12 protein-coding genes, 2 tRNA genes and 1 pseudogene are annotated in these 15,081 nt (G+C 57.4%); 8 read left to right on the top strand and 7 right to left on the bottom strand.

The annotated features are described in order from the left end of the window. Positions 1-47: 47 nt before the first annotated feature. Entirely contained in the window at positions 48-1,226 is a 1,179-nt protein-coding gene (locus QP503_RS00175; RefSeq protein WP_179369939.1) for a hypothetical protein, read from the top strand. A 134-nt stretch (positions 1,227-1,360) separates the two neighbouring features. Here QP503_RS00175 and QP503_RS00170 read toward each other — a convergent pair whose 3' ends face one another. The 3 genes from QP503_RS00170 to QP503_RS00160 all read right to left on the bottom strand — a co-directional run bounded on the left by QP503_RS00170 (position 1,361) and on the right by QP503_RS00160 (position 4,713). Beyond that, positions 1,361-2,110: a glycerophosphoryl diester phosphodiesterase gene (locus QP503_RS00170; RefSeq protein WP_285100931.1), complete on the bottom strand. Its 750-nt coding sequence runs from the start codon at positions 2,108-2,110 to the stop codon at positions 1,361-1,363. Between the two features lie 75 nt (positions 2,111-2,185). Then, positions 2,186-3,442: a DUF4032 domain-containing protein gene (locus tag QP503_RS00165; RefSeq protein ID WP_179369938.1), complete on the bottom strand. Its 1,257-nt coding sequence runs from the start codon at positions 3,440-3,442 to the stop codon at positions 2,186-2,188. A gap of 146 nt (positions 3,443-3,588) precedes the next feature. Beyond that, positions 3,589-4,713 carry an ABC transporter ATP-binding protein gene (locus QP503_RS00160; protein WP_006680240.1) on the bottom strand — a complete coding sequence of 375 codons (1,125 nt, stop codon included), beginning with the start codon at positions 4,711-4,713 and terminating at the stop codon, positions 3,589-3,591. 264 nt (positions 4,714-4,977) lie between these two features. Here QP503_RS00160 and QP503_RS00155 point away from each other — a divergent pair, with 264 nt between their 5' ends. From QP503_RS00155 to QP503_RS00145, 3 genes are all read left to right on the top strand, one after another. Beyond that, positions 4,978-6,822, top strand: a complete 1,845-nt coding sequence (locus QP503_RS00155) for a serine/threonine-protein kinase (protein WP_179369936.1) — start codon at positions 4,978-4,980, stop codon at positions 6,820-6,822. Positions 6,823-6,885: 63 nt separating this feature from the next. Beyond that, positions 6,886-7,704, top strand: a complete 819-nt coding sequence (locus tag QP503_RS00150; protein ID WP_006680237.1) for a DsbA family protein — start codon at positions 6,886-6,888, stop codon at positions 7,702-7,704. 102 nt (positions 7,705-7,806) lie between these two features. Then, positions 7,807-7,879: transfer RNA gene (locus QP503_RS00145), tRNA-Thr, on the top strand. 27 nt (positions 7,880-7,906) lie between these two features. Here QP503_RS00145 and QP503_RS00140 read toward each other — a convergent pair. Then, positions 7,907-8,860: a cation diffusion facilitator family transporter gene (locus QP503_RS00140; RefSeq protein ID WP_179369933.1), complete on the bottom strand. Its 954-nt coding sequence runs from the start codon at positions 8,858-8,860 to the stop codon at positions 7,907-7,909. Positions 8,861-9,141: 281 nt separating this feature from the next. On the opposite strand from QP503_RS00140, the gene QP503_RS00135 reads away from it, so the two are divergent. Then, positions 9,142-10,272, top strand: coding sequence for a UDP-N-acetylmuramate dehydrogenase (locus tag QP503_RS00135; RefSeq protein WP_442953378.1), 1,131 nt, complete (start codon positions 9,142-9,144; stop codon positions 10,270-10,272). A gap of 41 nt (positions 10,273-10,313) precedes the next feature. Here QP503_RS00135 and QP503_RS00130 read toward each other — a convergent pair whose 3' ends face one another. The 3 genes and pseudogenes from QP503_RS00130 to QP503_RS00120 form a co-directional block, all read right to left on the bottom strand. Next, complete coding sequence (locus QP503_RS00130; protein WP_285069749.1) at positions 10,314-11,462, bottom strand: adenosine deaminase; 1,149 nt, start codon at positions 11,460-11,462, stop codon at positions 10,314-10,316. Further along, a pseudogene (locus QP503_RS00125) lies at positions 11,462-12,272 on the bottom strand (alpha/beta hydrolase). Before QP503_RS00125 ends, QP503_RS00130 begins: the two are co-directional and overlap by 1 nt. A 185-nt stretch (positions 12,273-12,457) precedes the next feature. Beyond that, positions 12,458-13,672, bottom strand: a complete 1,215-nt coding sequence (locus tag QP503_RS00120) for a pyridoxal phosphate-dependent aminotransferase (RefSeq protein WP_006680232.1) — start codon at positions 13,670-13,672, stop codon at positions 12,458-12,460. A 133-nt stretch (positions 13,673-13,805) separates the two neighbouring features. On the opposite strand from QP503_RS00120, the gene QP503_RS00115 reads away from it, so the two are divergent. The 3 genes from QP503_RS00115 (at position 13,806) to nusG (ending at position 15,060) form a co-directional block, all read left to right on the top strand. After that, positions 13,806-13,881: transfer RNA gene (locus QP503_RS00115), tRNA-Trp, on the top strand. Positions 13,882-13,914: 33 nt separating this feature from the next. After that, the gene (gene secE / locus QP503_RS00110; RefSeq protein ID WP_006680231.1) at positions 13,915-14,208 is read left to right on the top strand and encodes a preprotein translocase subunit SecE; all 294 of its coding nucleotides are present in this window, start codon (positions 13,915-13,917) and stop codon (positions 14,206-14,208) included. A gap of 96 nt (positions 14,209-14,304) precedes the next feature. After that, positions 14,305-15,060, top strand: coding sequence for a transcription termination/antitermination protein NusG (nusG, locus tag QP503_RS00105; RefSeq protein WP_179369930.1), 756 nt, complete (start codon positions 14,305-14,307; stop codon positions 15,058-15,060). The last annotated feature ends 21 nt before the right edge of the window (positions 15,061-15,081 follow it).

Genomic DNA, 15,081 nt, shown 5'->3' with positions numbered 1-15,081 from the left:
GAAACGTGATGAGATTAGAACAGTTCGACGTAAGAAGGGTGGTCGCTATGGGCCAGGTGTGGACTTCAGTTGAAGGCATGATCATCGGCGCGGGTCTTGATCCCAAGGCCGTTATCAATGAGTTGCATGAGCGCGCCATCCTAGCGAAAGTCGAGTGGTATCCGTCTGCCCCGCACTTTGTGGGCGTTGACTTCGCTGTTTCTGGCGGTCGTCTTGGCGTTGTTCGTGACAATACGATTTCTGAAGGTCCCACAATCGAGGATCTTGCCGAAGAGCTTGCATCCCGTTTTGAGGGCGAAGTCCGTATTTCGACCGTGGTCGTGGACCATACTCCCGAAGGGGGCAGTCCGCTTGCTGACGTGTGGGATGACGACTTGGATGACGATGAGCCGGCAGAATCCTCGCGAATCGTTGAGATTGGTAATACACCTGCGTCGTCGGTGCCGTTGCTTGCAGCGCTTGAGGGTATCGATCTTGCCGATCTTGAGGGCAATGGTGGCCAGCGCCTGCTTCTTGCTGAGCTTCCGGTTGAAAAAGCCGGTTGGAACTTCGGTGAACTGCCACTGATAACCCTGTCGAAGCAGGATGATGAGTTCCAAATTTTCCTGGTCACGGATGACCACTTGGAACACGTTGTTATTCACAACTGGGCGATGGACTCAAAGATCATTCCGGGCGCGCACAATGTGCCGACAGAGGTTGACGACGAGATCCTGGATCTCGTCGGCGAACGTCCGAATTTGAAGAAGATTGCGGACGCGGTGAACGGGTCGAACGTTGACGATCTGTACAAGTCGACGTCCCTGTTCGGTGATGACGCTGTTGTCGCTGCGGTGAAGGCGCTTGGTCTGCCCGAGTCCGTTGCGGGCTTCCTGCTGGGGCATATTGATGCCGATGAGGTTGAAGGCGCGAAGCTCCACATGGCTCGCGGTATTTCAAACGCGATCGGTCGCAGCGTGGACATCATGCTGAAGGAACCGGATTCACCGGCTCAGCCTCTGTGGGAGTCCTACCATTCAATCGCTGTCGATCGTCCGCATCTGGTGAAGTATTTTGCCGGTGCCGAGGCTATCGTCGGCACGACGTTGCTGACCCTCGCGGCGCGCGCGCAGGCTCCGCGTCGTGGTTGGATGAAGTTCGGTGGTGTGCTCGGCGCTATTCTGCTGTTTGATTCGGTGGCAGAGTTGTCGCTGTCGCGTTACCTGCGTGCGAAAGAGGACCGCTAGTATCGCTTGCGATTGATGCGTCCTCGTGTGATGATCGCGCCAACTGCTTATTGACGAGGCCGGGGTCGGCAGTTCATTCGAACTGCCGACCCCGGTGCGTTACGTCAGGAATGTGGCACTTTAAAACGCGCGTTTTAGAGCGCGTGTGCTTCAGCGGGGAAGTCCTGTGGGCGATCGGTGAAGATACCGGTGACGCCCCATGATGCGAGCTCCTGAGCTTGATCCACATCGTTGACTGTCCAGACGTTGACGTCGAAGCCTGCGTCGCGCATTTCCTTGACCTCTTCAGGGGTGAGACCGTTGACATCGGGGTGAATTGCGGTGCATCTCAGCAGATCAGCTCCCTGTTGCCAGGTAGGGCCGGGTTGGTTTTCGCGGTCGAACAGCCAACCGAGCTTAATGTTCGGTCGCATAGCGTGGAAGCGTGCGAGGGCCTCGTGGTCGAAGGAAGAAACGATGAAGCGCTCAGTGTTCGCGACCGAATCAACTGCAACAGCGAGGTTCTCGATCAGCTTTTCGCGAAGTTCGGTGCCACCATAGCAGGGCTTGATCTCGAGGTTCATGCCCATGTTTGCCGAGTTGGCGAATGAGATGACGTCAGCTACTTCTGGGATTCGTTCGAACCGGTAGGTGTCAGAGAACCACTTTCCGGCGTCAAGTGTGCGAATGTCGGAGAAGCTGAGGTTGTAGTAGCCGCCCTTGCCGGTCGTTGTGCGTTGAAGCTTATCGTCGTGGATGACGATCAAAGATCCGTCGCCGATGACGTCGACGTCGAATTCGAACCAGCGGGCACCGACCTCCGCTGCTTTCGCGAAGGAGGCGATCGTGTTTTCAGGCGCCAAGGATGAGGCTCCGCGGTGCGCGAAAATCCTGGAGAATGCCATGCGTGTTCCTTTTGGGTGTTCTCGTTCAGTTGTCTGCCTGCAACGTTAGTCGCTTGGGGGCTAGACCGCTTGTTCTTACCAGAGGTCAGGGTTTGATGCGGCGGTGGTTTCTTCTTCTGTCTGGTCGATGAAGCGTTCTTCGTCGCGTTTGGCGGCAAGAATCTTTTCAACGTACGAGTCGATCGCTTCTTCGAGGGGAACGTCGTGGCCGGCTTGTTCGCCCAGGTACCAGCGGTGTTCAAGGAACTCGTGGTAGATCTGAGCCGGTTCGAGCTTGGTTTTCAGCTCGGCTGGAACTGCTCGCATGACGGGTTCGAAGGCGTTGTTCAACCACTGGTGTGCGGCCAATTCGAGTGGCATGTTCGGGGTGCCCGAGGTGGCTTGGTAGGTGGCGATGTCGTTCAACAAGCGTTGTGCTTGGTGCTCGCCAACATCCATGCCGGTGAGTCGCATGAGCTTGCGATGATGATGTCCGGCGTCAACGACCTTCGGCTGGATCATCAGTTCGGTTGATCCGGCAACCGATGTCATCTTCAATTCAGCAACGTCGAACCCCAGGTCATTGAGGCGTTCGATTCGCTGAGCAACCTTCCACTTCTGGGAAGAATCAATGAGTTCTGTTCCGGTCAGCTCATTCCACAATTCGTCGTAGCGGCTTCGAATACGGTCGCCAACTTCAATGGGATCCGCGTCTTCGGGGAAGTACTCTCCAGCCTGAAGATCCATGAGTTCGCCGATGATGTTAGTTCGTGCCAAATCAACGTCGTACTCGCGCTGGCCAGAGGTGAGTTTCGGGTGGAGCTCGCCGGTTTCTGCGTCCACCAGGTAGGCACTAAATGCTCCGGCGTCTCGACGGAACAAAGTATTCGACAGTGAAACGTCGCCCCAGTAGAAACCAAGAAGGTGCAGGCGAACAAGCAGTACCGCTAGGGCATCAATCAAACGTGTTGCCGTGTCAGCGCGCATGTGTTGGCTGAACAGAGCACGGTAGGGCAGGGAAAACTGCAGGTGTTCGGTGACCAGGACGGCATTGAGCTCCTCGCCGTCAACACTGTGCCTACCGGTGACCACTGCGGTAGGGAGCACGGAAGGGGCACCAAGACGTGAGAGGTCACGAAGCATCTCGTACTCGTGATGTGCGACGGTCGGGCCAATTTCCTTTACGGCGATCACACGGTCAGAGAGGTTCACGAATCGCACGATGTGGCGAGAAATGCCACGGGGGAGAGCCGCGAGGATCTCGTCGGGCCATTCTTCCAGCGGAATTTCCCAAGGAAGATCAAGAAGCGAGGGATCAACGGTCGCGGCCATGATCTCTAGTGATTCGGACATAGTTCTATTCTCTCATTGCTTAAAGGGACGCAATTATTGAGGAGAAAGCGCCAACCCACCAAAAGTGGGGCACTGGTCAGGCGTCAGGGATATGAGTTGGCCCCGCCTCGTCACTATCAACGAGAACGGGGCCAACTGTGGATGAATCACTCAGGCAGACGCATACCGGTTGCAGCAGAGAAGTTATGCTGCTGGCCGGGGCGGATGCGAGCGTGGATCACGCCGCCGCGAGCCGGAGCAGTGCGCGGAGGAACGCGAACGATGATCTGCTTCGCTGAGCCTTCGTCGGTGGATCCGAGGCCCTCGGTAGAGCCTGCAAGACGACCGTAAACGTAGGCATCCGAGCCGAGTTCCTCAACGAATTCAACTTCGATCGGAATCGTGTTTTCTTCGGTTTCGGAAACAACTTCGAGGCCTTCAGGGCGGAAACCGATGGTGATCTTGCCACCGTCTGCCGGAGTGAGGGCGTCGAGGGTTGCCTGCGAGAGTGGAACGCGTGCCGGGCCGAGGATAGCGTTGGTGCCGTCGACGGTGAACGAGCCGAGGTTCATAGCCGGGGAGCCGATGAAGCCTGCGACGAAGTCGTTTGCCGGGCGCTCGTACATTTCCTGCGGGGTGCCGACCTGCTGGAGGAGGCCGTTGTTGAGGACGGCGATGCGATCGCCCATGGTCAGAGCTTCGGTCTGGTCGTGGGTGACGTACACGGTGGTAACGCCGAGCTCACGCTGCAGAGAAGCGATCTGGGTACGGGTCTGAACGCGGAGCTTCGCGTCGAGGTTCGACAGGGGCTCGTCCATGAGGAAGACCTGAGGCTTACGAACGATTGCGCGACCCATGGCGACGCGCTGACGCTGACCACCGGAGAGTGCCTTCGGCTTGCGCTCAAGGTAGGGCTCAAGGTCGAGGATGCGTGCGGCTTCATCAACGCGCCTGTTGATTTCGTCCTTCGGGGTGCCGGCGATCTTGAGGGCGAAGCCCATGTTTTCACGGACGGTCATGTGCGGGTAGAGCGCGTAGTTCTGGAAGACCATTGCGATGTCGCGGTTCTTTGGCGGAACGTTGGTGACGTCCTTATCGCCGATCAGGATGCGACCGCCGTTGACCTCTTCGAGGCCGGCGAGCATACGCAGGGAAGTGGACTTCCCGCAACCGGACGGGCCGACGAGGACCAGGAATTCGCCGTCCTCGATCTTGAGGTCCAGCTGGTCGACCGAGGGCTTGTCGTTACCCGGGTAGATACGGGTTGCCTTGTCAAAGGTAACAGTTGCCATTATTCATTTTCCTTCCCACCGGCAGGTACGTGCCGGACGATCCGAGTGGGTCGATGTTCACCAGCGTCATCACTGGCGGGTTCCTCGTGCGAGCAACCTTTCTCAACCTAGCACACGGCGTGGTTATGCAACAGGTTTCAGTGTGTCGTGCGCATTACTCACCGCGCTTGTTCACCGCGTGGCGTGTTGTTGAGACTGCGCTTGTTCACCGTCGCACGGAGTTTGTTCAATCGATCTGCCCATGGCTCCTTGTAATCTGAACGGGTGAATGAAGGCGATCAGATCGGTGGCTACACGCTCGTATCCCAGCTGGGTACGGGTGGCGCGGGTACCGTGTGGCTTGCAGAGGACGAGGGCGGCGATCGAGTTGCCCTCAAGCTTGTGCACCCTGCTTTGGCCGCCGACGAAGAATCTCGCCGTCGCCTGCAACGTGAAGCTGCGACCGTGAATTCGGTTCGCTCCGCCAGGGTTGCCCACGTCGTTGACATTGAAACCGATGCCTCGCAGCCCTTCATTGCGACTGAATATGTAGAGGGCCCGACGTTGGCCTCGTTGATGAATGGCCAGCCGCTTGCGCCGGAGTTGATTGCGGCGATTGCAGCCAGTCTCGCGCGCACATTGATGGCTGTCCATGACGCGCGGATCGTTCACCGCGATATCAAGCCATCGAATGTTATTTGTTCCCCGCACGGCCCGATTCTGATTGACTTCGGGATCGCAATGAGTGAAGCGGATGAGCATTTCACTCGCACCGGTCTGGTTTCAGGTACTGCCGGTTACACGGCTCCAGAGCTGTTGCGTGCTCGCCCGGCCGACGATGATTCAGACTGGTGGGCGTGGTCGGCGACCCTGCTCTCGCTTGCGACCGGGCGTCCTCCGTACGGCACGGGCGATGTTCAGGCGATTATTGCTCGTGTTCTGACGGGCGAGCCGGACACTGAGGGACTTCCGCTCTCATTTGCGCAGATCATTCACCAGGCTCTGTCTCCGGACGTGAATTCTCGCCCCGAACCCGACGAGGTCGTCGCAACGTTAGTCGAACTTTACGGTTTTCCCGGCGACGTCATGTCGATCAACCAGCTTGACTGGAGCGCTGCCTTCGCGAACCCCTACGTTTCCGCTGTCCGCCCCGTTGTCGCAGATGAGCCCCGCGTTGTCGCCTCCTCGTCAGGGATGCTGGCGTGGTCCAATAACGACGAAACTGTTCAGTTTGGGGATTCTCCGCTTCACCCATCGACGAGGCTCCTTCCGCGCCCTGAAACTGATGAGTGGAATGTGGGGAGCGCGGCCTCGTCAATTCCCCAACTGGGAATGGGGCAAACGGTCAGCAACACCGCGGACTTTCAACCGCTGACCTACCCGAATGGCGCACCTGCTGGCATGTATGGGCAGGCCGTCGGCGGATACGTAGATCCTCATGCGGTGGCGGTTCCGGGTCAGTGGACGGCTCCGGGGTCGGATGAATTCGATGTCGATGACCCGTATGAGGATCTGGGATATGAAGCTGACCTTCCCAGAATCGTGTGGATCTTCGGGTGCATCATTGCGATGCCACTTGCTCTTATCCCCATGTTCGCAGGAGTGATGGGGACTGCTACGGTCATCGTGCTCATGTTTTTCATGGCGTTTGGTGGCGCGTTCCATCGACATAGAGAAAACCGCCGTGTTCGGGCTGGCATTGCGCGATCCAGTGATACCGCTGCGACCGTGGCCTCGTCGCCACTGCTCCTTATTCGCGCTCTGGTGCAGGTGGTGTTTGGGATGACTATCGGTGGAATCGTCCCGTATCTTGCCTGGAATCTCTACACGGTTGCTCACGGCGGAAGCGGACAGTGGATGCGTCTACTGGACATTGTTCTGGCATCCGATCCGAATGCGACGCTCGACCCGTTAGTGACCGAACCGATTGGCTCGATCGGCGTGTGGATCGTTGTCCTGGCGACCATCGTTTCAGCGTGGTTGATGCCAACCTCTTCCGATCTGAGAGTTGGAACCAGCATTGCGGTCAGGCGACTGCTGGGCCCAGTGTGGGTGCGTGCGATTGCTGGCCTCCTTGCTGTTGGCGTGGTAGGTGCCACATGGTTCCTCGTCACCGGAGGCGCGCTCTGAACTGCATACGTGCCTAGCGCTAGGTAGGGTTGCCTTAAAGATGTGACCTGTGAAAGGAAAACCATGGCAGGCAAGAAGGTAACGGATACCTCCGTGCGCGCGAAAGCTCAGCAGATGCGCGAAGCGCAGGAAAAGGCTGAGCGTCGCACACGTTCGATCATCATCGCAGTCGTTACAGTCATCGTTATCGCAGTGATTGCGACCGTTGGTGTGATTATTTCTCAGCAGCTTTCTGCAAAGAATGAAGCGCAGAGCGCGAACCCCAGTGATTACTTGGGTGACTACGCGTCGGGTCAGCCGATTCGTTACTCGCATCTTGGTGTCGGCCAGGTTGATGACTCTCTTCCGACCGTTACCGAATACTTCGACTACTCGTGCCACCACTGCGCGAATCTTGAGGTTCTGATTGGCGAAGACTTGATCGCAGGCGCTGACAATGGCGAATACAACATTGAGTTCCAGCCCGTGAGGACGGTCGGCATGGAATACGCGAATGCCGCTACCTCTGCTTCGCTGATTGTTGCTCAGCGGGATCCTGAGCACTGGGGGGCTCTTCACCAGGGGCTGATGGCGTACTTTGCTGGCCAGTTCAAGGCTGGTAACGGTACGGTGATTCAGGATGCGACGAAGTCCTGGGAACAGGTGAAGACGATCGCTTCTCAGGTGGGTGTTTCCTCTGACGTGGTTTCGTCCCTGCCCGTGAACGCGGTCACCGACTATCTGACAACCGCCACCGACACGTGGAGCAACGCGAATTTCACGAACCGTGAGTCGAAAGGCACACCGGAGTTCATTAAGGATCATACGGACCTGCTGACGTTGTCGGGCTCTGATTCTGCTTCGATCATGGCGTCCTTGCGTTCAGGACTTGGCCTGAGATGAGTTCGAAGAACTGACAAACGTGAAGTGCGGGGTCGCGGCCGATTGGTCGGGACCCCGTTCTTCATGGCACACTATGTGATGACGATTCGTTGAATTGTCGAAGCCGCCTTAGCTCAGTTGGTAGAGCAGCTGTCTTGTAAACAGCAGGTCATCGGTTCGAGTCCGATAGGCGGCTCTCGTTACACCCTTTTGTCTTAAGGTTTTATGAGCACTCAATCTGCTCGTGGACCAGGTGTTCGGCAGTCTCAAGCTGGAATGTGGAGTGTTTAATTTCAACGGGGAAGTGCTTGGCGACGCAGTTTTGTAGGCGGTCAAGAATCTGCTCGCTTCTGCCGGCCTGGAAAGCCTCTTCGCTGATGATGATGTGTGCTGTCAGGACGGGCATAGCCGACGCGACGGTCCACGCGTGCAGGTCGTGGATTGCTTCGACGCCTTCGATGCGGAGCATGTGATCGCGCACCTCGGCAAGGTCGAGGTTCTCGGGAGTAAATCCCATCAGAACCATGCCGGCGCTACGAAGCAGAAGTGCTGCCCTTGGGAAGATGAGTACGACGATCAACAGGGAAGCGAGGGCGTCCGCTCGGGTCCAGTTGGTGTAATGGATAACCGCGGCAGCGACGATAACGCCGATCGACCCTAGGGCGTCGTTCGTCACCTCCAAGAAAGCGGCGCGCATATTGAGGTTCGCTTCACGACCACCCATGAGAACCAGCAGGGATGCGACGTTCGCGACCAAACCAATAACGCCCATGATGAGCATTCCGCCAGATTCGATCTGGGGCGGGTTGACGAGGTTTATCGTGGCGCGAACGGCAACGATGATGCCGATAACGGCGAGCCCGCCAGCCTGGATAGCCGCGCCGATAATCTCGGCGCGACGCAACCCCCACGTTGAGCGGTCGGTCGCAGGTTTATGAGCCAGGTGGGCGACAACAAGTGCCAATACGAGGCCCGCAGAATCCGCTGTCATGTGACCGGCATCGGCAAGAAGAGCCAGTGAATCGGTCAGGATTGCGACGACAACTTCGCTCACCAGAATGAATGCGGTGATGCCAAGTGCGATCGCAAGGCGTGTGCGTGACGCATTCGCCCCGTGACTATGTGTGTGACCGTGAGTGTCATCGTGGTGATGAGCGTGCTCGTTCTCGTGCTGCATGACCATCCTGTCGTCGAATTAATCGAGCACGCCCTCGTGAATCCATCATCTGTACCAGCGCATAAGGTACGGAAAAGTCGAACGGAGCCAAGAGGTGTGCATCTAACTAAGTCATACCTTAGTTGCTTTGTTCTTTCTTGGGAAAAAGGTCGCTTGTGTGTGAGTGAGAGGCTCTCGTAGACGGTTTTAATGAAAATATGACCGTGATGTGACCACTGCGTTTTCGGTTGAGTGAGTCCATGTGTCTCAAGCGTGGAATCGAGCCTGCCGAAGACTAGTGGGTGGTACCTGGCCGTAGGATAGAGGCAGTAATTGATAAGGGAGCTTTAATGGCAATGACGACGCTGAAAGAACTGACGACCTTCCACGTTGGGGGTCCGGTCGCTACCTATATTCTTGCCGATTCACGTTCCGATCTGATTGCAGCCTTTGACAGCGCAGACAAGGGTGAGTTCCCGATTCTGATGATCGGGGGTGGCTCAAACACTCTTGCCTCCGATGCCCCATTCGAAGGCATTGTCGTTAAAGATGGGCGTCAGCAGATCACTCGTTATGAGAGCTCAGATGACACCGTTCTCGTCACGGCGACTGCTGGCACCGTCTGGGACGAATTCGTCCAGTGGACCCTTGCCGAAGGCCTCTCGGGCATCGAAGCCCTGTCCGGCATCCCCGGAACCGTCGGAGCTGCGCCTGTTCAAAACGTTGGAGCCTACGGTCACGAGATCTCTGACACGCTTGCCTACGTTGACGTCTGGGATCGCGGTGAACAGTGCGAGAAGCGCTTGAATGCATCTGAACTGGATCTCGTCTACCGTGAGTCGATTATTAAGCGCTCAGTCCGCGAAGGTGACGACCAGGGACGTATATGGGGTCCGACCGGGCGTTGGGTTGTCCTCGAAGCCACGTTCCGCCTCACAATCTCCGATCAGTCCGCGCCCGTCCTGTACCGCGAACTCGCGAATCGCTTGAGCATTGAACAAGGGCAGAGCGCGAATGCTCAGCGTGTGCGTGATACTGTCCTTGAGTTGCGCACGTCAAAGGGTATGGTGCTCGACCCCAACGATCACGATTCGTGGAGTGCTGGCTCCTTCTTCACGAACCCCATCGTCGATGCCGAAACCGTTGCCACGCTCCCACCCGAGGCCCCACGCTTTGACGCCGGAAATGGCATGATGAAAACGTCAGCTGCATGGTTGATCGACCACGCGGGCTTCACGAAAGGCTGGGCAGTGGATGGAGCGCGCGAAAACGGCGCCTCGCTGTCAACGAAACACGTTCTTGCCCTGACCAACCGCGGGGATGCCACCAGCGATGAGGTCGTCGAGCTTGCGCTCGCGGTTCGCGCCGGCGTTCAAGAAAAATTCGGCATCACCTTGGTTCCCGAGCCCGTCACGGTTGGGATCAGCTGGTAGCGTCCGCTTCTGCCTTTCCCGACGGCTTGCGAGGCTCCCGCTTAGTCGTTGTGACCGTCGTATGGGGGTGTGTTGAGCCACGCCTGAATGTGGGCGTGCCATTGGTTCTTCGAAGCGCTTGATGCCAGGGAAGCGTTGATTGACTGAGAAGCCAAGTCTGCGATCTGTTGATCGGACAGACTAAAGGTGTCGCGTGCTCGTGCGTACTGTTGGATCAGTCGCGAACGGAATAACAGCGGGTCATCTGCGCCCAGTGCCACCGTTGCCCCGTATTTCATAAAAACGGGCAGGGGAACGTGTGAAAAGTCCTGGTAGACCCCCAAATGGACGTTTGAGGTCGGGCAGACTTCGAAAGCAACGCCTTCGTCAATGAGCCTGCGAAGCAGGTCTGGATCTTCCGTCGTACGCACGCCGTGGCCGAGTCGTGCCGGGTTGAGCGCGGTGACAACATTGCGTACCGACTCGGGTCCTAGCAGTTCACCACCGTGGGGAAGAGAAGCCAGTCCTGCGCGCCGTGCGATGCCGAAGGCCGCGCCAAACTCGCTGGTTGTGCCCACGCGTTCATCATTCGATAAGCCGAAACCGACGACCGTGCCCGGACCCTCGCCAGCATATTGCGCGGCTAATCGTGCCAGAATTCGGGCATCAAGAGGATGTCGGATACGCGATGCGGCAACGATAATTCCCACTTCCACGCCCGTATCGCGCCACGCCTGTCGGGCCTCGTCAAGGATGATTTCGAGGGCCGGAGTGATGCCACCAACCCACGGGGCGTAAGAGGTCGGATCCACCTGCATTTCAAGGCGAACCGAGCCCTCTTTCGCGTCGTCTTCTACAGCTTCGCGGACGATGCGTCGCATGGCGGATTCTGAGCGCACCAGATGACGCGCAGAATCGTAGGAACGTTGGAAGCGGAACCAGCCTCGTCCGTCGGCGGGGACTTTTAACGGGTCGATGGCCAGAAGGTGGCTGGGCAAGCGAACGCCCTGCTCATTGGCCAGGTCAATCAGAGTCTGCGGGCGCATTGCTCCAGTGAAATGCAGGTGCAGATGCGCTTTCGGTAGGCGCGATAAATCGCGTCGACCAGATGTTTGGTGCGCCGGGGCAGTCAGATTCGGTTGGGTTGGGCGTGCGCGTTTGGCCTGGTCAGTGAATCGGTGGATAGGCGACGAGGCGACGAACTGGGACATCAGTGCCTGTCCAGCCAGGCGACGATGTCTTTAATCAGGCCTGGACCCTCGGGTTCGTTGAGGACCTCATGGTACGCGCCGTCAATGATTCGTAGGTGAATATCAGCATCAGGGTGTGATGCCAGTGCGTTCTGAACGAAAGTCTTTGAAGCGTTCAACGATGCCAACGTATCTGCGTTTCCGTGAAGGATCAGCATAGGAGTCCTGGCGCGGTGAGCATTCTTCAGGACAAGGTCGCCCTGAGTGATCATTGTTGCCCCCGTGATCAGAGGAACGCCACCCGTGTAGTTGAGTGGATCAGCATCGAACGCTTCTTGGACTCTGGGGTCGCGAGAGAGGACGGAAGGGTCATCTGCTGAGCGAGGCTTCTGCGCCGTCAAAGCGGGGAAAAACGCGCGCAAGCGGAAGCAGTAAGCGAGCCACGCCAGCCGGCAACGGAGGAAGCGGGCGGAATGCTGGGCCCGTCAAGATCGCACCGTTCACGTTCGAGGGGTTCAGAAGAAGCGATGCGGCGGTAACCAAACCACCCATGGAATGACCAAAGAGGAAGAGGTCTGATGTGCGTGCGTGCGCCAGCACAATGCGTCGAGCGTCTAGATGGTCTTTGATCAGGCGTCCAACATCAACCTGCGAACGTGGGCCTGGGGATGTGCCGTGAGCATAGTGATCGTAGAACGCGATGTCGTATCCAGCTTCAATAAGTTCGTCTTGCAGGGGAAGAAAACGGCCCGAGTGCTCGGCATATCCGTGGCAGAGCAAGACGGTGCCCTTCGGGGCGAGCGTTGACGCGGAACGATACTGGATATTCATGCACTCTATTGTGGCAGGTGGAAGGCAGTGTGTGCAGAATACGGGACGGCTCTGAGAACCTGTGCGGTTCTCAGAGCCGTCCGTTCGTCCAGACATGCCAAGCGTGAACAGAATACAGACACTGTGTGGGTTCGAGATCCTGGGCGCGAGGTCCTGTCCTGGGGAGGTGCTAGTAAGGCCTGGCCTCAGTGCGCTTGCGCCAGAAGCTCCTGAATGCGGCCGACACCTTCAACAAGGTCGCCGTCAGACAGGGCGTAGGAGAGACGAATGAAGCCAGATGGGCCGAACGCTTCGCCGGGCACCACAGCAACCTCGACCTCTTCGAGGATCAGGTCGGCAAGCTCAGCCGACGTTGTGGGGACCTTGCCACGGATTTCGCGACCCAGAATGCCCTCGACGTTCGGGTAGGCGTAGAACGCGCCCTTCGGGGTCGGAACATCGAGGCCGTCGATTTGGGAAAGCATCGAGATCATGGTCTTGCGCCTGCGGTCGAATGCCTCACGCATGGAATGAACAGCGTCGAGAGGGCCAGTGACAGCTTCCAAGGCTGCACGCTGAGCCATATTCGATACGTTCGAGGTCAAATGTGATTGGAACGAGGTTGCAGCCTTCACAATGTCAGTCGGAGCGATCATCCAACCAACACGCCAGCCGGTCATTGCGTAGGTCTTCGCCACACCGTTCAACACGATGGTCTGATTGGCAAGCTCTGGAAGAAGCTTCACCATATGAGCCGGCTCGGCATCTTCATAGAGCAAGTGCTCGTAGATTTCGTCGGTGATAATCCAAATGCCGTGTTCAAGAGCCCATTCGCCAATCGCGCGAGCTTCTGCAGGAGTGTAAACAGCGCCGGTCGGATTCGAGGGTGAGCAGTGCAATAGAAGCTTCGTCTTTTCCGTACGAGCAGCTTCGAGCTGTTCGACGGTTACCTTGTAATTCTGATCGGCACCAGCGAAAACGGGAACCGTGACACCGCCGGCAAGCTTGATGACTTCCGGATAGGTCGTCCAGTAGGGGGTCGGAAGAAGAGCCTCGTCCCCCGGATCCAAAATGGAAGCGAAAGCCTGGAATACGGCCTGCTTACCGCCATTGGTGACCAGCACCTGCAACGGATCAACTTCGTAGCCGGAATCGCGCAGAGTCTTTGCGGCAATTGCTTCGCGCAAAGCTGGAAGGCCGGCCGCCGGAGTGTAGCGGTGCATCGCCGGCTCGCGCGCTGCGCGGACGGCGGCCTCGACAATATTGTCAGGGGTGGGGAAGTCCGGCTCACCTGCGCCGAAGCCGATGACGGGACGACCCGCAGCCTTCAGGGCTTTCGCTTTCGCGTCAACCGCGAGAGTGGCTGAAGGGGTGATAGCGGAAAAGCGTGCGCTGACGCGCGATCGAGGTGTTGTGCTCATAGGACTATCGTCGCATTAAATGGGGCTGTTCGGTAGTCTAATTCCGAATATCAAGCAGTTTGCGACACTCCCCAGTTGGACAGTTGAAGAGATTTTCCATAAACTCGTTCCCGCACGTTCTACGGCGTGCAGTAGGGCAGTGGCGCAATTGGTAGCGCACCGGTCTCCAAAACCGGCGGTTGTGGGTTCGAGTCCCGCCTGCCCTGCCACTATATTCTGGGCACGAATTCAGGAGGGGTTCCGTGGCTGACGCAACGGCATCACACATGCCAGCGAAAACAGATCGCACGAAGTCTGGCGCTACGCCGTCCCGTGACTCCCACGAAAAAGAGGCTCAGAAGAAGCCGAATATTTTCGTGAGGATGTGGACTTTCTTCCTTCAAGTGATTGAAGAAATGAAGAAGGTCGTCTACCCGAGTGGTTCTGAAACGTGGACCTACTTCGTTGTCGTGGTCGTTTTTGTGGCCGTAATCATGGCTTTCACTGGTCTTTTGGATCTTGGATTCGGTAAACTGAACGCACTGATATTCAGCTGAAGCTGATGCGAACCCGCCCGCAGATACTGCAGGCGGGTTTCTTCTAGCCTTCGGCACTCAATTTTCTGCTAGGAAACTAGCACCCAGGAGGAACGCGTGAGTGAAGAGAATCTGCCTGTCGAAATCGACGAGGCCGCCCAGGCTGAACTGACCGAAAACCCCGCTGAAGCGGCGGAAGAAGAAGCCGGAAGCGTTGAGCAGCCGGTTGAAGCTGAAGAAGCTGAATCTGGCGAAGAATCTGGCGACATTGATCCCCTCGAAAAGTTCCGCAACGAGATCATGATGATCCCCGGTGACTGGTACGTCTTGCACACCTACTCCGGTCACGAGCGCAAGGTGAAGGCGAACCTCGAACAACGCGTTCAAAGCCAGAACATGACCGATAAGGTCTTCCGCGTCGAGGTTCCGGATGAGTACATCACCGAGTTCCGTGGTTCGGTGAAGAAGCGTGTTCGCCACGTTCGTATTCCTGGCTATGTCGTCGTCTGCATGGACTTTGATGAAGAGTCGTACCGCATGGTCAAGGACACCCCGGCTATTACCGGCTTCGTTGGAGACCAGCACAACCCGGTTCCGCTCAGCATCGATGAGGTCGTTGATCTGCTGAAGTACAACATCCTTGAAGAAGCTGGCCCGCAGGTCCCTGCCGTGGCTCAGGTCAAGGAAGAGATCCGCGTGGCCTTCGAGGTTGGCGAGATCGTCACCGTCATCGATGGTCCGTTCGAGTCGCTGGAAGCGACTATTTCCGAGATCTCGCCCGAGACCGAGAAGCTCAAGGTTCTCGTCATGATCTTCGAACGCGAGACTCCGCTTGAACTTGGTTTCGACCAGGTTGCCAAGCGCGAAGACTGACCAAAGAGTGAAGTCGCGCAC

The sequence above is a fragment of the Pauljensenia sp. UMB0895 genome, from assembly GCF_030218905.1.
GTDB lineage: Bacteria > Actinomycetota > Actinomycetes > Actinomycetales > Actinomycetaceae > Pauljensenia > Pauljensenia turicensis_A.
The sequence above is the reverse complement of the archived record's forward strand: the minus strand, read 5'-3'. Positions and strand labels throughout refer to the sequence as shown.

Coding starts and splice junctions, on each gene's coding strand:
- QP503_RS00160 (WP_006680240.1), bottom strand. CDS start 4,713: ATGGCAACTGTTACCTTTGACAAGGCAACCCGTATCTACCCGGGTAAC.
- QP503_RS00140 (WP_179369933.1), bottom strand. CDS start 8,860: ATGCAGCACGAGAACGAGCACGCTCATCACCACGATGACACTCACGGT.
- QP503_RS00165 (WP_179369938.1), bottom strand. CDS start 3,442: ATGTCCGAATCACTAGAGATCATGGCCGCGACCGTTGATCCCTCGCTT.
- QP503_RS00170 (WP_285100931.1), bottom strand. CDS start 2,110: ATGGCATTCTCCAGGATTTTCGCGCACCGCGGAGCCTCATCCTTGGCG.
- QP503_RS00150 (WP_006680237.1), top strand. CDS start 6,886: ATGGCAGGCAAGAAGGTAACGGATACCTCCGTGCGCGCGAAAGCTCAG.
- QP503_RS00120 (WP_006680232.1), bottom strand. CDS start 13,672: ATGAGCACAACACCTCGATCGCGCGTCAGCGCACGCTTTTCCGCTATC.
- QP503_RS00175 (WP_179369939.1), top strand. CDS start 48: ATGGGCCAGGTGTGGACTTCAGTTGAAGGCATGATCATCGGCGCGGGT.
- QP503_RS00130 (WP_285069749.1), bottom strand. CDS start 11,462: ATGTCCCAGTTCGTCGCCTCGTCGCCTATCCACCGATTCACTGACCAG.